This window comes from Streptomyces globisporus C-1027, from assembly GCF_000261345.2.
In the GTDB taxonomy this organism is placed as follows: domain Bacteria; phylum Actinomycetota; class Actinomycetes; order Streptomycetales; family Streptomycetaceae; genus Streptomyces; species Streptomyces pakalii.
Genome location: NZ_CP013738.1, coordinates 7,419,417 through 7,443,804, shown reverse-complemented (window position 1 = coordinate 7,443,804; position 24,388 = coordinate 7,419,417). Strand labels below are relative to the sequence as shown.

The window sequence follows — 24,388 nt, the reverse complement described above, 5'->3', positions numbered from 1 at the left end:
AGCAAAAGTGACAAGTGACAGCAGAACGGCTCCGGTCACCGGACTGGGATGCGGTGAAGCCGCGGATTTCCGGATCACCGGTGCGGACCGACCGAAGACTGGAGGAAATTCATGGGTGTGACCCTGGCCAAGGGTGGCAATGTCTCCCTGTCGAAGGAGGCCCCCGGCCTCACCGCCGTGACGGTCGGACTCGGCTGGGACGTACGGACCACGACCGGGGCCGATCACGACCTGGATGCCAGTGCGCTGCTGTGCTCCGCGGCGGGCAAGGTCCTCTCCGACAGCCACTTCGTCTTCTACAACAACCTCAACAGCCCGGACGGTTCCGTCCGCCACACCGGTGACAACCTGACGGGCGAGGGCGAGGGCGACGACGAGTCGGTCGAGGTCGATCTGTCGTCGGTGCCCGCCGAGGTCGCGAAGATCGTGTTCCCCGTCTCGATCCATGACGCTCAGAGCCGTGGCCAGAGCTTCGGCCAGGTGCGCAACGCGTTCATCCGCGTGGTGAACCGGGCGAACGGCGTCGAGCTCGCCCGCTACGACCTGAGCGAGGACGCCTCCACCGAGACGGCGATGGTCTTCGGCGAGCTGTACCGGCACGGCGCGGAGTGGAAGTTCCGGGCCGTCGGCCAGGGTTACGCCTCCGGCCTGGCCGGCATCGCCTCGGACTACGGGGTCAACGTCTGACCGGGCGGGCCGGGTTGCGGCGCTCGCGCACCTCCGCCGGTTGCGCGAGCATGTGCTCATGACCGACGACCACACCCACACCCATGTCCTGGACTTCTTCACCCCGCGTGCGGCCGACTGGGACAGCAAGTTCCCCGACGACGGCCCCGCCTATGCGGCGGCGGCCGAGCTGCTCGGGCTGCGCCCCGGCGATGCCGTGCTCGACGCGGGCTGCGGGACGGGGCGTGCGCTGCCCGCGCTGCGAGCGGTGGTCGGGCCCGGGGGCACGGTAGTGGGCGCCGATCTGACGCCGGCCATGCTGGAGGCGGCGGCGAGGGCGGGGCGTGGAGCCGACGGGGCACTTCTGCGTGCCGATGTCGCGCGGCTGCCCCTGCGCGACGGCGCCCTGGACGCGGTGTTCGGAGCCGGGCTGATCTCGCATCTGGCCCGGCCCGAGGCCGATATGGCGGAGCTCGCGCGCGTGGTCCGGCCAGGCGGGGTGCTCGCCCTGTTCCACCCGATCGGCCGGGCCGCCCTCGCCGCGCGCCAGGGGCGCGCCATCACCGACGACGACCTGCGGGCCGAGCCGAGGCTGCGTGAGCTGCTGGCCGGGGCGGGGTGGCGGCTGGAGTCCTACACGGACGAGGACGACCGCTTCCTCGCGCTCGCCGTCAAGCAGGGCTGAGGCCGAGGGCCCCGATTTCCGCCGCTCACGCCCCGGCTCGACGGCGTACCGGCGGGGCAATCACGTCCCCGGGCGGCCGCCGTCAGTCGTCGGGCGTCTGCGCGGGACGGTGGCCGGGGACCGGGCAGCCGCGGACCCCTGGCGTGGGGTACGTGCCGAGCCCCGCGATCTCGTACCCGTCCGGATATCCCTTGATCTCGGGATTCTGGCGCGCGTAGTGGGGCTTTCGCCGGGGCGGCAGCAGCCGGACGGCACGGGCCCGCATCCGCAGCGCGCCCCGGGTCAGTCCGCGGGCCGCCGGCCCCGGGCGGCGGTAGCGGAACGCCTTGAGCAACGAGTCGTCCAGGAGCGCGAGGCTCGCGCCGCGCACCACCGGGGCGAGCAACGCCGGATACCAGGAAGCCATCAGGGCCAGGGTGGCGTCGGAGACCCGTCGGGCTCCTTCGTCCCAGCCGAAATGCTTGTCCTCGTAGACGTCGAGGGTGCGCTCGAAGTCCTCGTAGGTCTGCGGAATGTCCTTGATGCCCATCCGTGCGCCGAGCGTGCGGTAATAGGCGGCGAAGGCGGCCCGCTCGTGGCAGCAGAGGCGTCGCCAGCCGAAGTCGTCCAGCCAGCGCTTCGGTGTGACGACGAACGTGCACAGGACGTAGCGCATGTCGTCGTTGCTGATGTCGTAGCTGCGGTGCATCTGGTTGATCCTGCGGACGGCCGTGCGGCCCTCGTCGGTGTCGAAGCCGTGCTCCACCACCGTGTCGAGCAGCAGGGCGGTGTCGTCGTAGCGCTTCTGGGAGCGCTCCGTCAACTCCGCTGTCTCGTCGAGGAGTCTGCCGATGCCGGGCACCGCATAGGTGCGGTAGAGGGCCAGTTCGAGGGCGCGGGTGACGTCCCAGGGGAACTCGTACGTGACGGTGAGACGGTAGATCTCCAGGAAGTCCCGTTCGGGGTCCAGCCGCTGAATTTCTTTCAGCCGGTCGTACCGCGTCACCATGCTGTCCCCCTCGTTCGGCCGGAGGTCCAACCTTACGCGGAGGCCTTCCGCGCGCCCCTGCTCTTCGGCTCTCCCCACCCGGACGGGGCGGGTCCGCTCCCCTTCGCCCTTGCTCGTCAGACCCTCGACGAGGAGGTTACCGAGTAGTTAGGGTGCGCCGACGGACAGGGAACGACGGGCCCCGGGAACGACGGGCCCCGGGAGCGACAGGCTCGGGAACGACGAACCCAGAAACGCGGGACCTAGGGATGGGCGGGCCGGGCGATGAGCGATGGGGAGGGCACCGTGGCCGGTGCGGATGAGGCGGCCGCCGACGACGCGATGCTGGTGCTGACCGCGATGCTGCTGACGCCCTCGCGCTTCCCCGGTGTGCTGGGGGACGACTATGTCGCCGCGTGCGGTGCGCTCGCGCTCGAACCGTACGAGGAGGGCTACGGGCTGATCCTCGGGCAGGACGGCGAGGGCGCGCGGTGGACGGTCGTCGTCGAAGATGCCTCCCAGGTGGCCGTGGCCATCGCCGCCTGGGACTGCGGCATGGAGCACGACCTCTCCCCCGACGAGCGCTCCATGGTGTGCGCTCTGCCCGGCTGGCCGATGGACCTGGCCGTCTCGGCGCCCGGCGTGCCGGACCCTCATGATCCGGATACGGACGGGGAGGGACCGGCGCCACTCACCCCGCCCGACGCGGAGGCCTGGGGCCCGGCGCAGCGACGTCTCGGCGCCGACGAGATCGCCGCGCAGTGGTCGGTATGGCGCGAGCAGATCGACGACACACAGTTCCCGCTGCCCGGAACCACCGGGGAGACGGCCCGCGACACCCGCGGTGAGGTGGGAAGCGGCGCCGAGGCGGACGCGGGGAACGACATCGGCGAGGATCAAGCGAACGCCGCCTCCCGGTCCCCCCGGCACCCCGGTGTCCGCAGGGCCCTGTCGGAGGCGACCGCCTATACGAAGACTCCCCCGCCTCCCGGGCGGATCCGTTCCTCGTACGCCACGGCCGACGCACGTACGCTGCGCGTCGACGGCCCGGGATGGTCGATGGTGGCTCGGACCGACGACATCGCGCTGTTCCTGCTGGACGAGGAGCCGGGCACGGTCATTCCCGTCGGCCGTGGTGCCTCACTGCCCGGCCTGCTCATGGCCCTGGACGGGTTGGCCGCCCAAGCGGTGTGACGTCCTGGGCGGCCCTGTGACGCGCTGGGTCAGCGGCCGATTTCCTTGCGGTTGATCCTGCGGAGCCTGCGCCGCTGGGACGGGTCCAGCAGCAGATAGCCCGCCACGGGGACACCGATCACGACCAGCAGCGCCCACCAGAATCCGATCAGGGGCCACAGGATGGCTGCCGCGAGGACACCCCCGATAGCGACCTTCGCACCATTCGACATGGTCCACGCCTCCTTCGCGGCCGGCGCCGCTCTTGTTGTGAGAACGCCTCCGCGCTCCCTTACGTTCCCCGGCTCCCCGCGCTACCGCAGCGGCTCACCCACGTCGTGCATGTGTGCCAGTGCCTGGCGATAGGACTCGATCAGTCCGGTCTCCGTGTACGGCATGCCGATGCCGGCGCAGTGCGCCCTGACCAGGGGTTGGGCGAGCCGCAGGTGGGGGCGGGGCATGCTCGGGAAGAGGTGGTGCTCTATCTGGTAGTTCAGCCCGCCGAGGAACCAGTCGGCCAGGACGCCGCCCCGCACGTTGCGCGAGGTCAGAACCTGGCGCTGAAGGTGTCCCCAGCGCTCGCCGCCGGGGTCGGGCATCTCCATCCCCTTGTGGTTGGGGGCGAAGGCCAGCCCCAGGTGGAGACCGAACAGTGCGTGCAGCACGAGGGCGAAGAGGAGGGCCTTGCCCGGGGACAGCGTACTGAACAGCAGCATCGCGTAGAGGGCGAAGTGTGCGGTGAGCAGCAGCGCCGAGACGGCCCGTTCCCGGAGGGGCTGCCGGCGGAGGAACTGGAATCCGCAGATCTTCAGCGCGATGCCTTCGAGCAGCAGCATCGGGAAGAACAGCCGGGCCTGGTTCCTGGTCAGCCAACGGGCGAAGCCCTCCCGCTGCTCCGCCTGCTTCTGGGTCCAGACCAGGGCACCGACGCCGACGTCGGGGTCCTTGTCGACGTGGTTGGGGTTGGCGTGGTGGCGTACGTGCTTGTCGTTCCACCACGCCTCGTTCATGCCGAGGAGCAGATTGGCGTGGACGAGAGCGATCAGCCTGCTCGTCCTGCGGTCCGCGCATATCTGGGCATGCCCCGCGTCATGGGCGACGAAGGCCGTACGGGTCCACAGGACCGCCAGCGGCAGGGTGAGGAGCAGGCTCCACCAGGTGTCGCCCACCAGGACGAGGCCGGTGATCAGCGCGCCCAGGGCCGCGAGATCGGCGGCGATGCCGAGCACATACCGGTCCGTGCGGCGCTCCAGCAGACCCTGGTCCCTCGCGGCGCGCAACAGCGGCGCGAAGTCGCTCCCGGCCGCCTCGGCGCGGGTGCCGGCACCGCGGTCCGGGCTGCTTTCGTCGGCGGAATCCGCAACAGTGGCTTCGGCGGGATCCTCAGCAGTGGCTGTCGCCTGGGGCATGGACGTCTCCGGTCTCTGGAACCTCTGGGGCGCTGACCTCATAGAACGTACGGATCGAGGGGCGACGGGAGCCATGGCGCCACCACCCTGATCCCCCTGGGGCAGACCCCCGTGTCCGGTGGTGGGGCTGGCTCCACCACCGAGACCGACCAGCAGGAAACGTGACGCACGCCACATGGATAGGCGGCACGCCGCCGGGCGAAGTGGAGTACCCTCGGCGACTCCGCCCACTAGTCAAGTTTGAGGAATCAGCCATTCCTGTGCACAGGCACCCTGCGGCAAAGCCTTTCGAGCTCGCCGAACTGTCCCGCTGCTCCGCGGTCTTCGTCCCCGCGGATCCGGCGCGTAAAGGCATGATCGCGTTCTGGGATCCGGACGGTAGCACCCCCTGCGACACTCCCGGGGCCGTGTCGGAGCTGACCGTGATCGAAGCCGACCTGCGGCCCCGTACGGTTTCGGCGCTGTTCCTCCCCGTGCGGGACGCCCTTCCGGTGCTGACCCGGGCTCGCACCGCCACGCAGGCGTCCCCCGCCACCGCCTTCTGGGGCGCCGGAGCGCTCCTCGCCCTGCAGTTCGTCGCCCGCGGCCTGCTGCTGCCGGGACTGAGCCCCGCCGACCACGACGCCTGGCGGATCGGACCGTTGAGCGCCGAGGACCAAGAGCGGGTCCGGGAGCTGGCGGCGTCGATGCCGCCGACCGCGCACGCGACCCCGGTCCCGGACGCGACGGCGAAAGACGGCGACGGCGAACCCTTGCTGCCCGAGCCGGAGCGCCTGCTGCGCGCGTTCCTCGACACCGTGGCCGACGCGATGCCCCGGACCCCGGCAGCGGGGTTCGCCGCCGCCGGTCCCGCGTTCACCTCACCGCAGCCCCAGCGCCTGCCCGAGGCACGGGCCTGGGCGGCCGATGTGGCGGCCGGTCACGACGCGGGCGTACGGCTCTCGTTGCGTATCGAGGTGTCGGGCCTCGCATCGCGGCGGAGCAGCGCGGAAGCGGACCACGAGAGCGCCCGGGGCACGGAGGGCTCCGGATCCGGTCCGGATGGGGGCGCGCCGTCGTTCCGTGCCGTGCTGCAGATCCACAGCGTCAGCGATCCCTCCCTCGTCGCCGACGCGGCGGAGCTGTGGGCGGGCGGCTCGCGGACCGCTGCCGCGTTCGGGCCGCGGGCCCGGATGGACGCGCTCCTCACGCTGCGGCGGGCCGCCCGCGCCTGGCCCCCGCTGGCGCCGTTGCTCTCCGCCGCGGTGCCGGACTCGGTGGAGCCGGCCGACGAGGAGATCGCCGAGCTGCTGGGGTCCGCCTCGCGGGCTCTGGCCGCCGCCGGTGTGCAGGTGCACTGGCCCAAGGAGCTGGCCAGGAAGCTCACCGCGCGCGCCGTGATCGGCCCGGACAGCCGTGACGCGGCGGACCACGACGGCGCAGACCGGGAGGGCGACGGACAGGGGACCGGGCCACGGGGGCGTACGGCCGCGGACGCGCCCTCGTTCCTCTCCGCCGACGCGCTGCTGTCGTTCGACTGGCGGTTCGCTCTGGGCGACCGGAAGCTGACCCGCGAGGAGGTGGACCGTCTCGCCGAGTCGTCCCGGCCCATCGTGCGGCTGCGCGACCAGTGGGTGCTCATCGACCCGGATGAGGCGCGCCGGGCGCGGGAGACCCAGGACCGCAAGGTCACCCCGATCGACGCGCTGGGCGCGGTGCTGACCGGTTCGACGGAGGTGGACGGCCGGCGTGTCGAGGTGGCGGCGACCGGCTGGCTCCAGCAGTTGCGGGACCGGCTGGCCGATCCGGAATCCGCCGCCCAGCAGTCGATCGGGCAGCCCGAGACGCTCACCGCGACCCTGCGCGACTATCAGGTGCGCGGGCTGAACTGGCTGAACACCATGACCTCGCTGGGCCTCGGCGGCTGTCTCGCCGACGACATGGGCCTCGGCAAGACGATCACGCTCATCGCCCTGCATCTGCACCGGCAGAGCGACCGGGACGCGGCAGGACCGACGCTGGTGGTGTGTCCGACGTCGCTGATGGGCAACTGGCAGCGGGAGATCGAGAAGTTCGCCCCGGGCACCCCCGTCCGCCGCTTCCACGGGTCCTCGCGCTCCCTGGAGGGCCTGGTGGACGGCGAGTTCGTGCTGACGACGTACGGCACGATGCGCCTCGACGCGCCCCGGCTCGCCGCCGTGCCCTGGGGCATGGTCGTCATCGACGAGGCCCAGCACGTCAAGAACCCGCACTCCGCGACGGCCAAGCAGCTGCGGACCATCGGCGCCAGGGCCCGGGTCGCGCTCACCGGCACCCCCGTGGAGAACAACCTCTCCGAGCTGTGGGCGATCCTGGACTGGACGACGCCCGGTCTGCTCGGCCGGCTCGGCACCTTCCGTACGCGGTACGCCGCCGCGGTCGAGGGCGGCAACGATCCGGCCGCCGCGGAGCGACTCGCCGCGCTGGTCCGGCCGTTCCTGCTGCGCCGCCGGAAGTCCGACCCGGGCATCTCGCCCGAGCTGCCGCCGAAGACCGAGACCGACCGGGCCGTGTCGCTGACGCCGGAACAGACCGGTCTGTACGAGGCGGTGGTCCGCGAGACCCTGGCGGAGATCTCCGCCGCCGACGGCTTCGAGCGGCGGGGGCTCGTGATGAAGCTGCTGACGTCGCTCAAGCAGATCTGCAATCACCCGGCGCAGTTCCTCAAGGAGGAGCAGCCGCGGATCGCGGACCGGTCGGGGAAGGTCGAGCTGCTGGACGAACTCCTGGACACCATCCTGGCCGAGCGGGGCTCGGTGCTGGTCTTCACGCAGTACGTGCAGATGGCCCGGCTGCTGGAGGAGCACCTGGCGGCGCGCGGGGTGGACACGCAGTTCCTGCACGGTGGTACGCCGGTGGCCCGGCGCGAGGAGATGGTGGCCCGCTTCCAGACGGGCGAGGCTGCGGTGTTCCTGCTGTCCCTCAAGGCGGCCGGGACCGGGCTCAACCTCACCCGTGCCGGCCATGTCGTGCACTTCGACCGCTGGTGGAATCCGGCGGTCGAGGCGCAGGCGACGGACCGGGCGTACCGGATCGGCCAGACGCAGCCGGTGCAGGTCCACCGGCTGATCGCCGAGGGCACGATCGAGGACCGGATCGCCGACATGCTCGCCCGCAAGCAGGGCCTCGCGGACGCGGTGCTCGGCTCGGGCGAGGCGGCACTGACCGAACTGACCGATGCGGAACTGGCCGACCTGGTCGAGCTGCGAAGGGGCGCACGATGAGCGACGACCACGGATACGACGACGAGGACGATTCCCCGTACGGGGTGGACAGCTCGGGCGGGGACGACGGGGCCGGTGTGTCGCGGGACGGCGGGCGGCGCGGACCGGAGGTGACGTTCGCGGCGCTTCCCCCCGCGCAGGGCCGGGGTTTCGCCACGTCCTGGTGGGGCCGGGCGTGGCTCCAGGCCCTGGAGGACACGGCGCTCGACGGCCAGCAGCTGAAGCAGGGCCGCCAACTGGCCCGGAAGGGCGGGGTCGGGGCGGTCTCCGTACGGCCGGGGCGGATCACGGCGATGGTGCGGGACCGCGACGGGACGGCCCACCGCAGCGACGTCCTGCTCCAGCAACTGGGTTCCGGCGCCTGGGACCGGTTCCTGGACATGGCGGTGGACCGGGCCGGGCACATCGCGGCGCTGCTGGACCGGGAGATGCCGCCGCATCTGGTGGAGGACGCGGCGGGCGCCGGGGTCGAGCTGCTGCCGGGGATCGGGGACCTGGAGCCGGAGTGCACCTGCGGGGCCTGGGACCACTGCCCGCATTCGGGCGCCCTCTGCTACCAGGTGGCGCGGCTGCTGGACGAGGACCCGTTCGTCCTGCTGCTGATGCGGGGGCGCGACGAGCGGCGACTGCTGGACGAGCTCCAGGTGCGCAGCGCCGCCCGTGCGGTCCGGCCGGGGGGCGGAGGGGAGGGCGAGGACACCGGCGACGCGGAGCGGGAGGTTCGCGGGGTCCCGGCCGGGGAAGCCTTCGCGGCGGACGGAATCCTTCCGCCGCTTCCCGCTCTCCCGTCGGCCCCCGACGCGCCGGGGCTCGGGCCGTCGCTGGACACGGAGACCCCGCCCGCGCCCGGCATCGATCCGGCGGCGCTGGAGGTGCTGGCGGCCGACAGCGCGGTACGGGCCCACCGGATGCTGCTGGACGCCCTGGCCCCGGGGCACGAGGAGCAGCCACTCCCGGTGGAGCTGACCCCGCAGCAGGACGCGGTGCGGCTGGCCGCGGACGCCCGGCCGGATGCGCGGATCCGGGCCCGGCTGGCCGCGGGGTCCGGCCGCCCGCCCGTGGACCTGGACGCGGCGGTACGCGCCTGGCGGTACGGCGGGGTCGCGGCACTCGCTGTGCTCGACGAGGAGTGGGCGCCGGCCCCGGAGGACCTGGGGCGGGCCCGCGCCCGGCTCGGCGAGGCGTGGGAGGCCGGTGAGCGCCCGGCCCTGCGGGCGAGTGGGCGGGCTCGCTGGACCGTGGCGGGCGCCGACCTCCAGCTCCGGCTCGACCGGGACGGGCGGTGGTGGCCCTACCGCAAGGAGCGCGGACGGTGGATGCCCGCCGGACCGGCGGACGACGATCCGGCGGGAGCGCTGGCGGGTGTTGAGGACGGAGCGGCGGACGGGATGAGCGGGGTGGGCGTGGCGGTCTGACACGGCCGGGTCCCGGAGGGCCGGGTCCCTCCGGGACCCGGGAATGCTCCGGCGCTGTCCGGACGCCCGGGAACCGCACGCGCGTCCGGACACCACGGACGCGCCGACGCGGGGAGAGGTGGGGCGCGCGGGAGCCGCTCGCGCGTCCGGACACCCCTGAGGGGAACCGGACATCCGATGCGCTCGTCATGTGCTGCGACGGGGGTGATCGACGAACAGGGGCCCCGGACCGGCCCATCCCCCGGGCCCGGCCGGTCCAGCCCAGTCCCAGGAGCGCTGTTGCACCGCAGAAGGTTCATCCGGTACGCCGCCGCGACGGTGGGTGCGGCGGCCGTCCTGCCGCCGTCGGTCCGGGCCGTGGCCGCGCCCAAGGGCTTCACCGACTACGGGACGGCCCTGTGGGTTCCGGCCGCCCCCGCCAACTACACCGTCCCCTCCCGCCCTTCCGAGCGCCGGATCGACCGTGTCGTCATCCATGTCGCCCAGCAGTTGTTCACGCCGACCGCCGGCATCTTCCGCACCCCCTCCAAGCAGGTGTCGGCCCACTACGTGGTGCGCTCGGGCGACGGCCATGTCGCCCAGTGCGTAAGGGAGAAGGACATCGCCTGGCACGCGGGCAACTGGAGCTGGAACACCCGGAGCATCGGTATCGAGCACGAAGGGTGGGTGGACCGCCCGGAGTTCTTCACGGACGTCATGTACCTGCGGTCCGCCGGGCTCACCGCCGACATCTGCGACCGCCACGGCATCCCCAAGGACCGGGAGCACATCGTCGGCCACCACGAGGTGCCGGGCAGCGACCACACCGACCCGGGCGTCCACTGGGACTGGGAGCGCTACCTCCGGCTCGTCCGCGACGCCGCCTGAGTCCTCTCCCCCGCCACCCGTGGTGATGACTCTCCGCACCGAGGTTGTCGCGGAGCCCGACGGCGACGACGATGGGAGAGCACGACGGCCCTGGACGGGAGGGTGAGTTGACGGATCCCTGGGTGGCCCTGGCGGCGGACGCCGATCCCGGTGAACGGAGCGGCGTGCTGCGCCGCGCCCACGATGTGTTCACCTCGGCAGGCCGGCTGGAGCGGCCGGTACGCGCGGTGGTCGGCGCGTCCTGGCGGCGCTCGGCGCGGGCGAGGGTCAGCCCGGACGAGGCGCCCGTCGTGGAGCTCGGCCCGGACGAGCTGGGGCCCTACCGGGCGGCGCACCCCTTGGCCCGGGTGATGCCCGTGATCCGTGAACTGATGGGTGCCTACGCCACGGACGGGGAACATCTGCTGGCCGTGTGCGACGCCCACGGCCGCCTCCTGTGGGTCGAGGGCCACACGGCGGCACGTCGGGCGGCCGGAGCGATGAACTTCGTGGAGGGTGCCCGCTGGGCCGAGTCCGTGGCGGGGACGAACGCGCCGGGGACGGCCATCGCGGTGGACCGACCGGTCCAGGTCTTCGCGGCCGAGCACTTCCTGCGGTCGGTCCAGCAGTGGACCTGCGCGGCGGCACCGTTGCACGATCCCCGTACGGGCCGGGTGCTGGGAGCCGTGGACATCACGGGCGGAGACCGGCTCGCCCATCCGCACAGTCTGGCCTTCGTCCAGGCGGTGGCCCGGGCCGCCGAGTCGCACCTCGCGCTGCTGACACCGCCGGCCGGGCCCGACGTCGAAGCGGTGCGGCTGAGCGCGCTGGGCCGGGACGAGGCGCTGTTGGTTGCGCGCGGGCGACGGCTGCGGCTCAGTCGGCGGCACAGCGAGATCCTGGTCGCCCTGGCCCGTCGTCCGGAGGGCCTGAGCGGGGACGAACTGCTGGTCGAGCTGTACGAGGACGAGTCGGTGACCCCGGTGACGCTGCGGGCGGAGCTCTCCCGGCTCCGCCGGCTGCTGGGACCCGATCTGCTGGACTCACGCCCGTACCGGCTGGCCGTCCCGGTGGACGCCGATTTCGACACCGTGACGCGCCGGCTGGGTTCGGGCGCGGTGGCGGCGGCGCTGGACGCGTACGCGGGCCCGCTGCTGCCGGGGTCCGGGGCGCCCGCGGTCGTACGCCTGCGGCGGCGGATCGAGGAGCAGTTGCGGGCCGCGCTGATCGCCCGGGGTGATCCGGGGCTGCTCGCCGACTGGGCGTACAGCCCGTGGGGCGAGGAGGACCTGCCGGTGTGGCGAGCGCTGGCCGGGGCGGTCCCGGCGAACCAGCGGCCGGCGTTGCAGGCCCGGGTCCGGGGACTCGACGCCGAACAGCGCGGCTGACAGCCGCCCGACCCTGCAACGCGCTTGCAACGTCCCCGTCCCTAGCCTCGCGCCGAGGGCCGTCCAACGGCGGGCGGCACCGGATCCGGGAGGCCACAGAGATGACCCGTTACGCTGCGCCGGGCACCGAGGGTGCGATCGTCACGTACGCGTCCCGCTACGACCACTGGATCGGCGGGGAATACGTGCCGCCGGCCCGGGGCCAGTACTTCGAGAACCCGAGCCCCGTCAACGGCCGCCCGTTCACCGAGGTCGCCCGCGGCACGTCCGAGGATGTCGAACGGGCCCTGGACGCGGCCCATGCGGCGGCTCCGGGCTGGGGCGCAACGTCCGCCGGGGACCGGGCGTCGGTGCTGAACAGGATCGCCGACCGGATGGAGGCCCACCTGGAGGAGCTGGCGGTCGCCGAAAGCTGGGAGAACGGCAAACCCGTGCGGGAGACCCTGGCGGCGGACATCCCGCTGGCCATCGACCACTTCCGCTATTTCGCGGGAGCGCTGCGCGCCCAGGAGGGTTCGCTCAGCGAGATCGACGACGACACCGTCGCGTACCACTTCCACGAACCGCTGGGCGTGGTCGGGCAGATCATCCCGTGGAACTTCCCCATCCTGATGGCCACCTGGAAGCTCGCCCCGGCGCTCGCAGCGGGCAACGCGGTGGTCCTCAAGCCGGCCGAGCAGACACCAGCCTCGATCCACTACTGGCTGAGCCTGGTGGCGGATCTGCTGCCGCCGGGCGTCGTGAACATCGTCAACGGCTTCGGGGCGGAGGCCGGCAAGCCGCTCGCCTCCAGCCCGCGCGTCGCGAAGATCGCCTTCACGGGCGAGACCACGACGGGGCGGCTGATCATGCAGTACGCCTCCGAGAACATCAAGCCGGTGACGCTGGAGCTGGGCGGCAAGTCGCCGAACATCTTCTTCGACGACGTCTCGCGCGCCGACGACGACTTCCTCGACAAGGCCCTCGAAGGGTTCACCATGTTCGCCCTCAACCAGGGCGAGGTGTGTACGTGCCCGTCGCGCGCTCTCATCCAGCGCGGCCACTACGGCGCGTTCCTGGAGGCGGCCATCGCCCGTACGGAACAGATCGTGCCGGGCCACCCGCTGGACACCGACACGATGATCGGCGCCCAGGCCTCCAACGACCAGCTGCAGAAGATCCTCTCGTACCTGGACATCGGCCAGCAGGAGGGGGCGAAGATCCTGACGGGCGGTCAGCGCGTCGAGCACGGCGGCGAGCTGGAGGGCGGCTACTACGTGCAGCCGACGGTCTTCGAGGGCGACAACCGGATGCGGGTCTTCCAGGAGGAGATCTTCGGCCCGGTCGTGGCCGTGACGTCCTTCACCGACTTCGACGACGCCATCAGCACGGCGAACGACACCCTGTACGGGCTGGGCGCCGGAGTCTGGACCCGCGACGTCAACACGGCCTACCGGGCGGGGCGCGGGATCAAGGCGGGCAGGGTCTGGACGAACTGCTACCACGCGTACCCGGCGCACGCTGCGTTCGGAGGCTACAAGCAGTCGGGCATCGGCAGGGAGAACCACAAGATGATGCTGGAGCACTACCAGCAGACGAAGAACTTGCTCGTGTCGTACTCGGCGAAGAAGCTCGGGTTTTTCTAGGAACCCGAAGGAAGGCGCCTGACCTGGGCTTTGACCCATCAGGCGCCTCCCACTGGGATCTCTCAGAGCTGAGGACGGTATGTGTGACCCCCGGTTCCTCCCGCCCGTATCCGTTCCTGACCGGCTCGACCGGATCACCGCCTTGACCGCCTCCTGTCGGGCCGTGAGGAGGCGGAGCTCACTCTCACGCCGCGGACGTACGCATAGGTGAGGCCCTCCAAGACGTCCTCGGGAGCGATGAACGGAGCCGTCCGGCCCGCGAGTAGCAGGACGGCCGCTCACGGGGCGCCCATCACCAGGCCCTCAATGGTGTGCTTCTGCGTGATAGGTGTCAGTTCATCAACGACAGGGCAGTGAAGGTGGTCGCGAACCCTCTGCTGCAGGCTCTGCCAGAATCCCCGAGTGACAGCCGCGTCGTGGCGATCGTCGTTGTGCGCGTCGGGCCCGTCGAGACCGAGCACGAGGACGGGCCGGGCCTTGGCCGACTCGTTCTTGGTCCCGCGGTGGATGGTGAGCGCGGACCGGGCCGAGATGTCACCACGCTGCGGGTACTTGCGCACTGCTAGTTGCTCGTAGCGGCCGTAGCGCTCACGGGGCGGGAACATCCCGTGCTCGAAATCAGGTTCCTCGTCCCACTGGGTGCCGGGCGCGATTTCGAAGGGACCCATGTCCGGAGCTGTGTCGACCGCGGTGAGGTTGAACGCCAAGGAGGTGAGGCGGCGTTCGGTGCGGGTGTGCTCGGGGACAGGGAAGTCGCGGTGCCAGGGCTGGTTCACCGCGCCTTCGAGCGGTACATCGAAACCGAGTTCGACGATGCGGTAGTCAGGACCGAGGACTGCGGTGGCCAGCGACCGGACCCAGGGATGGTCGACGAGTTCGACGAATCCGCGCATCTGCTCGGGATGGATCTCCACGTAGTAGCGGTGGGGCCCACGGCCCACAGCTCCGCCCGGCCGGGAGCGCGCCTCTTCGAAGGCGGTCTCGATGTCCTCACGCAGCCGGTCGGCCCATGCCACGGTGAAGGCCCCCTTCCGCGCGGTGATGCCCTCCTCGTAGAGATTGGCGACGTCTTGGACCACGTCGACAGGGACATCTGCCAGGCCGAGCGCGTCGACGCCACCGACAGTGGGCTTTTCAGGGGTTTCAGGCATGGACATCCTCGCCTTCTTGCGAACTGAGTAGCTGCCGCCCCAGGTTTACATCGATGCATGCAACGTTGCAATACTCGTGCGGAAGCTCTCTCTGTCCATGCGGCGCATGGCAGGATGCAGAGGTGAGCAGTCGTCTGAAGGATGTGGCCGCCCGAGCCGGAGTCTCCGTGCGCACCGTGTCCAACGTGGTCAGCGGAGCGGCACCGGTGGCTGTCGAAACCCGTCGCCGGGTTCAGGAAGCGATCGACGAACTGGGCTATCACCCCAACCTCGCGGCCCGCAGTCTGCGTGCCGGGCGCACCGGCATCATCGGCCTGGCCATCCCCGAGCTGCACTCCCCCTACTTCAGCGAACTCGCCGGCCTCTTGGTGGATGAGGCCCGGCGCCGCTCATGGACCGTTCTCATCGACCAGACGGGCGGAGACGCGGAAGCCGAGCGCCGACTGCTCACTCCGGGCGGCGGTCGAGTCGTCGACGGACTCATCATCAGTCCCTGGGCACTGGATCCCGCCGAACTCGCGGCCACCCGACCGTCGGTCCCCCTGGTCCTGCTCGGCGAGCGCCCTCCGAACGGTGCAGCCGACCGTGTCGCCGTCGACAACGTCGCTGCCGCCGACGAAGCCACCAGCCACCTGATCGGCCTCGGCCGACGACGCATCGCAGCCATCGGCACCCAGCCCCATCTGCGTAACGGCACCGCACAGCTGCGCACCGAAGGTTACCTGCGTGCTCTGGACCGGGCTGGGCTGCTCCACGACCAGGACTTCCAGCGCTCCGTTCGCGCGCTGCACCGGGCGGACGGGGCCCGGGCCATGAACGAACTGCTGGATGGGCCGACGGCACCTGACGCCGTGTTCGCCTTCAGCGACGAAGTGGCCCTGGGCGCCCTCCACACAGCGCACCAGCGCGGCTTGCGCGTGCCCGAGGACCTAGCGATCGTCGGATTCGACGACATCGAGGACGGTCGCTACAGCAACCCCCCGCTGACCACTGTCTCCCCCGACAAACAGCAGATCGCCGAGCGATCTCTGCAGTGCCTGGCCGACCGCATCTACAGCCCGGCCAACGCAACCCCGCCGCAGGAGGTCACCGTTCCCCACCGTCTCGTGGCCCGCGGCACGACCTGAGGGCCAGCCTGCAACGTGCCTCCCGCTGACTGGAAGACCGGCAGCCTGCGTACAGATCACCGGCCGCGACCCACCGAGCCGCCCCCTCGCAGGGGGCACGGGGGCTCCGTGGCTCTGCCGCGAGGGGGAAGACCGCTCACCAGACCCTCGGCAAGAGGCCGATGGCGGCGGCCCTCAGGCGGGAACGAGGCCGTGGGGATCGATGATGAACTTCTCGGACACCCCCGTGTCGAAGGTCGCGTAGGCGTCGGGGGCATCGTCGAGGCTGATCACCTTGGTGTTGAGCATGGCGCTCAAGTAGGGCATGCGGTCCCAGAGGATCGCCATCATCAGCTCGCGGTTGTAGTGCATGATCGGCGCCTGGCCGCCGGCGATCCGCGGCGACTTGATCCAGGCCTTGCCGAAGTCGATCGGGTACGTCCCCTCCTGCTCGGCCTTCGACTTCGCGAGCGGGTCGGCGCCGTAGACGCCGATGATTCCGGTGGCTCCGCCCGCACGGGTGGCGTCCATGACCTGGTTGATGGCGTAGGCCGGGTCCATGTCCTCGGCCTCGCTGCCGATGCCATGTGCCTCGGTGCCCACGTAGTCGACTGCGCAGTCGACCATCGGTTCGCCCAGGATGGCCTCGATCTGCTCGGTGAGTGCGGCGTCCTGGCTCAGGTCGATTGTCTCGCAGCCGTTGTCCTTCACCAGCTTCAGCCGGTCCTTGTGGTAGTCGCCGACGATGACGCAGGACGCCCCGAGGAGGCGCGCCGCCGCTGCACCGCAGCGGCCGACCGGGCCAGCGCCGGCCAGATACACGGTCGAGCCCGGCTTGGCACCGGCCTCCATGAGCCCGTGGAACGCGGTGGGCAGGATATCCGAGAGCAGCGCCAGGTCACGGATTTTGGCCAAGGCCTGGTCCCTGTCCGGGAAGCGCAGGAGCTGGAAGTCGGCGTAGGGGACGAACAGGTACTCGGCCTGGCCGCCGGTCCAGTCGCCCAGGTTGAAGCCGTACGCTGCGCAGGACACCTTGGGGTTGGTGGTCTCGCAGACGTCGGTCCGGCGCGCCCTGCAGTTGCGGCATCGGCCGCAGGCGACGTTGAACGGGACGGAGACGAGGTCCCCCTCACCGAGGAACTCGACGTCGGGGCCGACCTCGATGACCTCCCCTGTCATCTCGTGCCCCATCACCATGCCCTGGGGCACCGGGAAGGACCCACGGTAGATGTGCAGGTCGCTTCCGCAGATATTGGTGGCGACGATCCTGAGGATGACTCCGTGCGGTGCGTCCTTTCCGTTCGGCATCCGAAGCTTCGGGAAGTCCAGGGACTCCACGCGCATGTCATTCGGGTGCTGGAAGGTGACGGCGCGATTGCTGCTTGCCATGACGATCTCCTCTGCTGATCCACGGGGAAGTGGCTGTGGGACTGCCGGACGTCATCTCGGCGGCCCGGGACTTCTTCCGGTCAGGCGGGTTGCGGTGCGGCGGCGAAGCGTTCAACGATCGCCTTGCAGAAGGCGGGGAGATCCTGCGGGCCTCGGCTGGAGATCAGCCTGCCGTCGATCACGATCTCCTCGTCGACGACCTCGGCGCCGGCGTTGCGCAGGTCAGTACGGATGCTGGGCCAGGAGGTGACGCGGCGACCGCGCAGCACGTCGGCCTCCGCCAGGGTCCAAGGCCCGTGGCAGATGGTGGCGACGGGCTTTCCGGACTCCATGAACTCCCTCACGAAGGCGACGGCGTCGGGGTCGGTGCGCAGCTGGTCGGGGTTCATGGTGCCGCCGGGCAGCAGGAGCGCGTCGTAGTCCCCCACACGGGCGTCAGAGACCTTTTTGTCCACGGTGAGGGTTCCGGCCGGGTCGATGTCCATCTGGCGCGCGTTGATCTCTCCGGTGTGGAGCGAGAGGAGTTCTGCCTGCGCTCCGGCACCCAGCAGCGCGCCGAGGGGCTCTTCGAGCTCGACGCGCTCAACGCCGTCTGTTGCCAGGATGGCAACTTTCCTGCCGTGCAGTTCGCTGGTCATGGTGCGTGGATCCTTCCGGTTGTCGGCGGGGCACCCGTTCGGGTCCGGCTACCACCGCTGATCCGCCGTCGAGCGGCAGCGGCGACTAGGGCGTCGGCCACGATGTGGAGCCGGTCGCTCCGACCGTCCTCTCGGTGGCCGAAGTACCGGATGGGCCGGTGCCGGGTTCAGTGGCAGCTCCTGGGGGGCGATCCGGCACGTCTCGGACCTCCCATGCTCAGTCAGCTGCGCAGACGGGTTGAGGGAGTGTGCGGAGTATGACTGGCAGGCCGGGCTCCGGGCTCGGGCGATCGCGCCAACGCGGGGCCGGTCGTCAGAGGGCCGCCGCCGCAGCCTCGGCCACGGCCTGGTCCTGCTCACCGCTACCACCGCTGACGCCCACGGCCCCGACGATCCGACCGCCGTGGCGCAGCGGAACACCACCCGCGAAGATCATGACGCGTCCGTTGTTGGAAACGTTGATCCCGAAGAACTGCTCACCCGGCCCCGCGTTGGCGGCCAGGTCGGCGGTGCTGATGTCGAAGGCCCGGGACGTGAAAGCCTTGCTGATGGAGATGTCGACGCTTCCGATCCAAGCCGCGTCCATGCGGATGTGTGCGACGAGGTTGCCGCCGACATCGACGACGGCGATGTTGCTCGGTGAGCCGATCTCGTCGGCCTTGACCTCCCCCGCGGCGACGACTCGCCGGGCGTCCTCCAGCGACACGGACTCTGTCCTGATGGTCATGGAAAGGCCCTCCTCCTGCTGCGGGTACTCGACCCTGAAGCCCCAGCCTGGTGCACTCGCGCCCCCGCGCGCCTCCGCCTACCAGGCCGAACCTCGCGTGCTCCGATGCGCACGGCAGGCCCACCGGGGACCCGCCAAGCACCCGCGACCCGAAGCACCGCGCCGACGACCAGGAGATGACTCAGTCGGAAACTCACGTGAAGCTAGCAAAGACTTCACGTGTCAAGGCTGCAATGACGACCGTCCGCGAAGATTTGGCACGCCTACATCCGCGCACCTCGGAGACTGGGTGACCGCTCCCCTCCGGCCAGGAAAGGCATCAGCAGCTCCAGCAGTGCGTGTGGGCGGTGCAAGGGGATGATGTGGCCGCAGTCCTCTATGAGGTGTCCGATCAGGTCGTCGGTGATGGGGCGGAGCTGGCGTTCCAGGACGGCACCCACGGGCTGGGCACCCACTGCCATGGTCGGAACGGTCAGTCGGGCGGTACTGACGGCCTGCGCCGTCTGCACCGCACTGTGAGGCAGGGCTCGGTAGTAGGCGAACGCGCGGCTCAACGCGCCGCCACCCGTGTACGCGCGGATAAACGCGTCCCGGATGGCGGAGGGCACCCCGTCGCCGAGCGTCCCGGCGCGCAGGAACCAGTCGATGTAGGCGGCCTCGTTGCCCCTCAGCACGGTTTCAGCGAGGCGGGGTTCGGCTCACCTCCCTCGACGGAAGCACCGTGCTCGGGCACTGGGACGAACGCCGCCTCGTTCTGTTCGGGGCCGACCGGCCGACGAACTGCGTGTCGAGGAGGGCGGAGTGGTCCTGTGCCGTGCCGACGGCACCGTCGTCTGGCGTGACGGCGAGGCGGTGGCCGAGCCCGCCGCCGCCCCGAACCCGCCCGCAAGGGGAGGACTCGTGAAGAGCCTGCCGGACACGGACGAGACCTTGCTGATCCGCACCGACTTCTCCGACCCGACCGCTTGGCAAGCCCTGCTCACGACCGTCACCACACCGAACCAGGACGGCTTCCTGGCGAACGTCCACCCCGTGGACGAACTCGCCTATCGCGACCTGACGACCGAACAGATCCTCTCGGCCGCACGCGAGCTGGACACCGATCTCCTCATCGTGGCCGACAAGAGAGCTCTCACGGCGCCGGAGATGCCGCTGCTGGCCCTCCTGCTCTCCGACGAGAACGACGAAAGAGGGGAGGGTGAGGCCGGGCAGGAGCACAGCCGACTCCGAGTCGTAGCCACAGAACTGTGGTCCGTCGAGAACAACCTCTCCCTCGCCAACATGGATTGGGAGGACTTCGAGAACGCCTCCGACGGCGGGGTCTTCCGGGGCTTCTGACCTTGGCAGGATCGAAGGGGTGTCCCGAGACGCACCAGGTGAGTCGAGCACACTCCGTCAGGCTGCCGAGGTATGGGTCATCGATCCGTGCGGGGCCGTTTCCGGGGCTGCGAGGCCCGTGTCACCAGCACGGGCCCAGCCCTGTCGGGGGCAAACCGGTGGGCCAGTTCTGCGTGGACACAACGGTGCACAGCTTCGCGAGGGTGCAGACCGGAAGTCATTTCCCTGTCAGCGGCGATCGAACTGCTGGATTGATGGCAGGGCGTCGATCTCCCGAGCCGAGAATTCCATCAGGAACCCTGCTCGTGTGGCGGCTACACGCCGGAACGCCGCTGTGAGGGCGGCGATGCATTCGTTGGCCCCCTCCGGAGTCGGAGAGGTCATGGGAGCACCACATTTCCTGGGCCGTGAATCAGATGGTACGCCTGTCGCCTGCGTTTGCAGGCGGGAGGACACCGGGTGAGGGTTGAGGGGTCCAACAGTTCCTCGGGGTGCAATCCAGCATCTCGGTAAGGGCCCCGGAGAGGACGGGACCAGCCGTGACCGACATGGCCGTGACATTGTCACGGACGGCTCCCTGAGCCGCGCACCGGTGGCTCGAACGTTGCGACTGCGCGAACCGGGCCAGTGGAAGTGAAGGAGAACCCAGATGGCTACGCAGGTCAGCAAAGCGGTCCTGGTACGGCTTCAAGCTCTCCCCGGCAAGGAGGAAGACGTCCGCAACTTCCTGAACAAGGGGCTGTCCATCGTTGAGGGGGAGCCTGGGACCGTGAGGTGGTTCGGAATCCAGTTCGGACCCTCGTCGTTCGGGATTTTCGATGCTTTTCCCGACGACGACGGGCGCCAAGCACACCTGTCGGGCGCGGTCGCGCAGGCGCTCGGTGAGAGAACGGGTGAGCTCTTCGAGGAACCCACGATCGAGCTGATCGATGTGGTCGCGGAGAAGCAGCCCGCTTGAGACCCCATTGGGTCGGGCCAAGGCGGCGCGTCCCTTCCAGAACGGGGCCGGGGCTCTACGAACGCGAAGCTCGAAGCAGACATCCCTGGTCCGGAGGGCTCCCCCTCCCTCTCGAGGGACCGCCCTGTTCTCCGCGTTGATCGATCGGGTACCCGGTGCCGGAGCGGGGGAGCCCATCACGACGGTCATGAATCGCCTGCTCGCGGAACGAGGGAGAGGACCGGAGTGTGCTTACACGAGCCGGGCCGGTACTGGTGGCTGACGCCGGGTCATCGAGCCTGCGTTTGACAGTCTTCGGCGCCGGTGGTCACGTTCTCAACGAACACCACAGTGAGTCCCCTCCGGGTGACGGGGTGCCCCAGGCGCTGCGGCAGTTGCTGAAGGAAGGACCGCCTCCTGCGGCTGCGGGACACCGCATCGTCCACGGGGGTCCGGAGCTGCGGAGCCACACGCTACTGGACGACGTTGTCCGTGCCCGCTTGACCCAGGTAGCAGAACTCGCGCCCTTGCACGTGCCGCAAGCACTGACCGTGGTGGACGCGGCTCGGGATCTGCTGCCCGGAGTTCCCCATGTCGCCTGTTTCGACACCGTCTTCCACTCGGGCCTGACCCCCGCGGCAAGGGAGTACGCGGTACCTGCCGATTGGCGCGACACGTACGGACTGCGCCGCTACGGCTTCCACGGCCTCTCCTACGCCTGGGCGCTGGCCCGGACAGCTGAACTCCTCGGCCGCCGACCCGAGCAGTTGCACCTGGTGATGGTGCACCTCGGCGGTGGCTGTTCCGCTTGCGCGGTGCGCGACGGGCGCAGTGTCGACACGACGATGGGCTTCACGCCCTTGGAAGGGCTGGTGATGAGTCGTCGCAGCGGCAGTGTAGACCCCGGTGTCCTGACCTGGCTCCTCACGCGGAAGCATCTGCCGGCGAACGAGATCGAGGACGTTCTGAATCAGAGGTCCGGTCTGCTCGCCCTGTCCGGCACATCAGGCGACACACGGAACCTGGTCCGCAGCCGGACGGCCGGCGACGAGCGCGCCGCACTCGCCCTCGACGTCTTCACCCACCAATGCCGACGCGGAATCGCCGGGATGGCCGCATCCCTGAGCCGCCTGGACGCTCTCGTCTTCACCGGGGAGATCGGCGAGGATCAGCCCGAGGTGCGGGAGGAGGTCTGCGCCGGCCTGTCCCTGTTCGGCCTCACCGGCGGCCTGCGCCCGCTGGTCGCCGAACGACCCGAGATCGTCAGTGAGCCCGGCGCCCGTGTTCCCGTCGTGGTCATCCCCACGGGAGAAGCCCAGCAGATCGATGTCGAGACCCGGGCTCTTCTGGATCGCGGCTGAGACGAGCCGAGGCACGGCGTGACCAGGGGGCGAGGAGTCTGTGAAGGGCCTGCGTGATGAATCCCCGCAGTCCGGCCGGGGAATGACGGCGCGGGAAAGGTCAGGCGTTGCTCAAACCGACGTCGGTGGCGCGGGCCCGGCGTTCGGTGATGGAGCGGTAAAGAGCTCCGAGCGCGGTGGCCTGGACGATGGCACCGATGGGAATGCCTATCAGTCCGACGGGACCGGCGACGAGGAACAGCATCGAGGTCGGTGCGGTGGCCAGGACCGCCCACAACCCGGCGAAGCTGGCGTCTCCTGAGGAGGACGCGGAGACGGCGTCGATGGTCACCCACAGGCACACCGCAAGGACGACGCCCAGATACCCCAGAGCCAGGGGGTTGACCAGGTAGTGGCGGAGAGACTGGGGCAGCGAACGACGATTCTTGTCCATGGTGGATCTCCTGGGGATACCGAAATGCCCGGTGCGGTGAGCGATGCGCTGATGATCCGAACGATGCCGTGAGCCGCCGTCCGCCACATGAGTAGCCGTACTCATGTTCTCCTCGCTCTCGGCAAGGTTCCCGCACGCCGGGGCGCTTGAGATCTGCCGCGGGTGTGCTCCGTGAAGCATCAGTCGGATCCGCCCAGGACGATCCTCCATACTCGCGTGGCTACTTGCAGGTTGAGCCGGTCCTCGACGTTGGCGAGGTCGTTGCCGCTGATCTCGCGGATGCGCTGGAGCCGGTAGCGCAATGTGCTGCGGTGGATGGAGAGAGAAGCGGCCGTCTCGTCGTAGTTGCCGCCGCAGTCGAAATACCGGGCGAGGGTCTCCGTCATGGCCGAGTTGTTTCTCGCGTCGTAATCGATGAGCTGCCCGAGCCACTCGTGGACGAACGCCTCCAGTTCCCGGAGATTGTTGCCGGGTCCCAGGATGCGATAGAGGCCCAGTTGGTCGAAGAACGTCATGCCGTACTGCTTGCGGGAGTGGCGCAGCACTTCCAGGGCGCGCAGCGCCTCCTGGTAGTGCTGCGGGAAGTCGTCGGGGGATTCACACCGCGCGCTCACGCCGATGCTCCCGCAGGACGCGCCCGTGTCCAGGGCAAGTGTCTCGTACAGCGCTCCGGCGTGCGGCCTGTCATCAGCGAGCAGGACCACGTGCTCAGCCCCTCGGGTCAGCAGCGATCGCATGCCCACGGCGGAGGCCGCCCTGCCCACGATCCGCGCGAAGGAGTCGTCCGCTTCCCGGTCCGACCACCGCACCACGACGATGTAGTGGCTGCGGTGGAGATCGTGACCGACGGCCTCGGACCTGGCGTAGGCGCTGGTCTCATCCGTTCCTGCCAGGAGGTCGTCGGCCAGCTCGCGGTGCAGTCTCAGTTCGACTTCTGCCTGGTTGCGGAGGTGCGCCAGCTCCGGGGCGAGCGACATGACGGCCTGTTCCAACGCGAGCACCGCGTGCCCGTCCGCCACGCCCAGGGGATCGACCAGAGCCAGCATGCCCAGGATCTCGCCGTGCGAGCGCACCAGAGCGATCAGTCGGCCTTCGATCCGCGTCGGCCCCGCCTCCCGGGCGGCTCTGTTGAGCAGTGCCATCTGGCGCACGGGATCCGGCTCCGGATATGGGTCGGCCGACGGGGGCCTGCCCAGGACCTGAGTCGGCCGAAGCGGTCCTCGACGAGGGCGGGAAGTCCCGTCAGCGCGTGCAGGGCGCGGGTGACGGCCTCCTCGTCACCGCCCGAGGCTGCGACGTCGGCCGTGAGCCCATGCACAGACTCCCGGTACGCCAGCTCCCCCACGACGGTGACCAGCTGCCGTTGAAGTGCCGCACGTTCCTCCCTCAGGCCATGCAGCTCCCCTGCCTCCTCCCGGCGGCGGCGCTGTGCGAAGGCGACCGAGAGCGCGGCAGCCGTGTGCCGGACGAGCGTGGCGAGCAGGAACCGCTCGGTTCCGGTAGGCGGGGAGCGGGACGTCACCACGAGGTATCCGTGGAGGCCGTCGAGTCCGCGCAGCCCCAGGGCCTGCCCCGCATGCCTGCCGGGTACGGCCACAGAACCGTCCTGCCCCGCCAGATCTCGTACTTTCGGCTGCACCACGAGGGCGTGATCCTGGCGGTTCCCCGCGCTGGGGACCAGGTCGCCGCCGGCTTCGAGCAGGTACCCGGCCTCCGCGGTATAGGGCCCGGCGGTGGCGACGTGGTCCATGGCCAGGCGCAGGATCTTGCTTTCGTCCCAGGTCGCGAAGAGGTCGCCGAGGGACACCGTCAGTTGCTGGAGGGAGCGGCCGCCGGAAGGAGGCGGCCGCGGCCCTCTCCGGGTAATTGCGGCCGGTTTCCGGTGGCCGACG

Annotated in this window: 20 protein-coding genes and 2 pseudogenes; 12 read left to right on the top strand and 10 right to left on the bottom strand. The window is 70.3% G+C overall.

The genetic code is table 11. The annotated features are described in order from the left end of the window. The first annotated feature begins 111 nt into the window (after positions 1 to 111). Both WQO_RS32880 and WQO_RS32875 read left to right on the top strand, forming a co-directional pair. A complete protein-coding gene (locus WQO_RS32880; protein ID WP_006129409.1) occupies positions 112 to 687 on the top strand; it encodes a TerD family protein in 576 nt (191 codons plus the stop codon). Positions 688 to 745: 58 nt separating this feature from the next. Beyond that, the gene (locus tag WQO_RS32875) at positions 746 to 1,351 is read left to right on the top strand and encodes a class I SAM-dependent methyltransferase (protein WP_010062405.1); all 606 of its coding nucleotides are present in this window, start codon (positions 746 to 748) and stop codon (positions 1,349 to 1,351) included. Positions 1,352 to 1,433: 82 nt separating this feature from the next. Here WQO_RS32875 and WQO_RS32870 read toward each other — a convergent pair whose 3' ends face one another. After that, on the bottom strand, positions 1,434 to 2,339 hold the full coding sequence (locus WQO_RS32870) for an oxygenase MpaB family protein (RefSeq protein WP_029182473.1): 906 nt from the start codon (positions 2,337 to 2,339) through the stop codon (positions 1,434 to 1,436). Positions 2,340 to 2,603: 264 nt separating this feature from the next. Between WQO_RS32870 and WQO_RS32865 the strand changes: the two genes are divergently transcribed. Beyond that, on the top strand, positions 2,604 to 3,512 hold the full coding sequence (locus WQO_RS32865) for a hypothetical protein (protein ID WP_058954182.1): 909 nt from the start codon (positions 2,604 to 2,606) through the stop codon (positions 3,510 to 3,512). A 29-nt stretch (positions 3,513 to 3,541) separates the two neighbouring features. Here the strand turns inward: WQO_RS32865 and WQO_RS32860 are convergent, their stop codons facing one another. Together WQO_RS32860 and WQO_RS32855 are read right to left on the bottom strand one after the other, a co-directional pair. Next, on the bottom strand, positions 3,542 to 3,724 hold the full coding sequence (locus tag WQO_RS32860; protein ID WP_010062402.1) for a hypothetical protein: 183 nt from the start codon (positions 3,722 to 3,724) through the stop codon (positions 3,542 to 3,544). Positions 3,725 to 3,805: 81 nt separating this feature from the next. Continuing rightward, the gene (locus WQO_RS32855; protein WP_010062401.1) at positions 3,806 to 4,900 is read right to left on the bottom strand and encodes an acyl-CoA desaturase; all 1,095 of its coding nucleotides are present in this window, start codon (positions 4,898 to 4,900) and stop codon (positions 3,806 to 3,808) included. 260 nt (positions 4,901 to 5,160) lie between these two features. Between WQO_RS32855 and WQO_RS32850 the strand changes: the two genes are divergently transcribed. The 5 genes from WQO_RS32850 to exaC all read left to right on the top strand — a co-directional run bounded on the left by WQO_RS32850 (position 5,161) and on the right by exaC (position 13,416). Beyond that, a complete protein-coding gene (locus WQO_RS32850; protein ID WP_029182471.1) occupies positions 5,161 to 8,142 on the top strand; it encodes a DEAD/DEAH box helicase in 2,982 nt (993 codons plus the stop codon). Beyond that, positions 8,139 to 9,557 (top strand): hypothetical protein, encoded by a 1,419-nt coding sequence (locus tag WQO_RS32845; protein WP_010062398.1) that lies wholly within the window; start codon positions 8,139 to 8,141, stop codon positions 9,555 to 9,557. The genes WQO_RS32850 and WQO_RS32845 overlap by 4 nt, the downstream gene beginning before the upstream one ends. A 279-nt stretch (positions 9,558 to 9,836) precedes the next feature. Continuing rightward, a complete protein-coding gene (locus WQO_RS32840; protein ID WP_010062396.1) occupies positions 9,837 to 10,424 on the top strand; it encodes an N-acetylmuramoyl-L-alanine amidase in 588 nt (195 codons plus the stop codon). Between the two features lie 107 nt (positions 10,425 to 10,531). Further along, the gene (locus tag WQO_RS32835; RefSeq protein ID WP_032748915.1) at positions 10,532 to 11,791 is read left to right on the top strand and encodes a GAF domain-containing protein; all 1,260 of its coding nucleotides are present in this window, start codon (positions 10,532 to 10,534) and stop codon (positions 11,789 to 11,791) included. A 101-nt stretch (positions 11,792 to 11,892) separates the two neighbouring features. Next, the gene (gene exaC / locus WQO_RS32830; protein WP_010062394.1) at positions 11,893 to 13,416 is read left to right on the top strand and encodes an acetaldehyde dehydrogenase ExaC; all 1,524 of its coding nucleotides are present in this window, start codon (positions 11,893 to 11,895) and stop codon (positions 13,414 to 13,416) included. Positions 13,417 to 13,694: 278 nt separating this feature from the next. On the opposite strand, the gene WQO_RS32825 is transcribed toward exaC, so the two are convergent. After that, positions 13,695 to 14,573, bottom strand: a complete 879-nt coding sequence (locus WQO_RS32825) for a phytanoyl-CoA dioxygenase family protein (RefSeq protein WP_010062393.1) — start codon at positions 14,571 to 14,573, stop codon at positions 13,695 to 13,697. 116 nt (positions 14,574 to 14,689) lie between these two features. Between WQO_RS32825 and WQO_RS32820 the strand changes: the two genes are divergently transcribed. Then, positions 14,690 to 15,694, top strand: a complete 1,005-nt coding sequence (locus tag WQO_RS32820; protein ID WP_029182469.1) for a LacI family DNA-binding transcriptional regulator — start codon at positions 14,690 to 14,692, stop codon at positions 15,692 to 15,694. A gap of 174 nt (positions 15,695 to 15,868) precedes the next feature. Here WQO_RS32820 and WQO_RS32815 read toward each other — a convergent pair whose 3' ends face one another. From WQO_RS32815 to WQO_RS32800, 4 genes and pseudogenes are all read right to left on the bottom strand, one after another. Then, a complete protein-coding gene (locus tag WQO_RS32815; RefSeq protein ID WP_010062391.1) occupies positions 15,869 to 17,062 on the bottom strand; it encodes an alcohol dehydrogenase catalytic domain-containing protein in 1,194 nt (397 codons plus the stop codon). A gap of 80 nt (positions 17,063 to 17,142) precedes the next feature. Next, a complete protein-coding gene (locus tag WQO_RS32810; RefSeq protein ID WP_010062390.1) occupies positions 17,143 to 17,700 on the bottom strand; it encodes a type 1 glutamine amidotransferase domain-containing protein in 558 nt (185 codons plus the stop codon). A gap of 313 nt (positions 17,701 to 18,013) precedes the next feature. After that, the gene (locus WQO_RS32805) at positions 18,014 to 18,427 is read right to left on the bottom strand and encodes a GlcG/HbpS family heme-binding protein (RefSeq protein ID WP_010062389.1); all 414 of its coding nucleotides are present in this window, start codon (positions 18,425 to 18,427) and stop codon (positions 18,014 to 18,016) included. Positions 18,428 to 18,690: 263 nt separating this feature from the next. Next, a pseudogene (locus tag WQO_RS32800) lies at positions 18,691 to 19,125 on the bottom strand (alpha/beta hydrolase); the annotation flags it as partial. Positions 19,126 to 19,228: 103 nt separating this feature from the next. Between WQO_RS32800 and WQO_RS32795 the strand changes: the two are divergent. The 3 genes from WQO_RS32795 (at position 19,229) to WQO_RS32785 (ending at position 22,063) form a co-directional block, all read left to right on the top strand. Next, the gene (locus tag WQO_RS32795) at positions 19,229 to 19,765 is read left to right on the top strand and encodes a DUF6924 domain-containing protein (RefSeq protein ID WP_237274191.1); all 537 of its coding nucleotides are present in this window, start codon (positions 19,229 to 19,231) and stop codon (positions 19,763 to 19,765) included. A 649-nt stretch (positions 19,766 to 20,414) separates the two neighbouring features. Further along, positions 20,415 to 20,723: a putative quinol monooxygenase gene (locus WQO_RS32790; RefSeq protein WP_010059249.1), complete on the top strand. Its 309-nt coding sequence runs from the start codon at positions 20,415 to 20,417 to the stop codon at positions 20,721 to 20,723. Between the two features lie 227 nt (positions 20,724 to 20,950). Further along, complete coding sequence (locus tag WQO_RS32785; RefSeq protein ID WP_029182162.1) at positions 20,951 to 22,063, top strand: acetate/propionate family kinase; 1,113 nt, start codon at positions 20,951 to 20,953, stop codon at positions 22,061 to 22,063. Positions 22,064 to 22,163: 100 nt separating this feature from the next. On the opposite strand, the gene WQO_RS32780 is transcribed toward WQO_RS32785, so the two are convergent. Together WQO_RS32780 and WQO_RS37445 are read right to left on the bottom strand one after the other, a co-directional pair. Next, complete coding sequence (locus tag WQO_RS32780) at positions 22,164 to 22,496, bottom strand: SCO4225 family membrane protein (protein WP_010059247.1); 333 nt, start codon at positions 22,494 to 22,496, stop codon at positions 22,164 to 22,166. 179 nt (positions 22,497 to 22,675) lie between these two features. Beyond that, positions 22,676 to 24,246, bottom strand: a pseudogene (locus WQO_RS37445) (PucR family transcriptional regulator). Positions 24,247 to 24,388 lie beyond the last annotated feature (142 nt).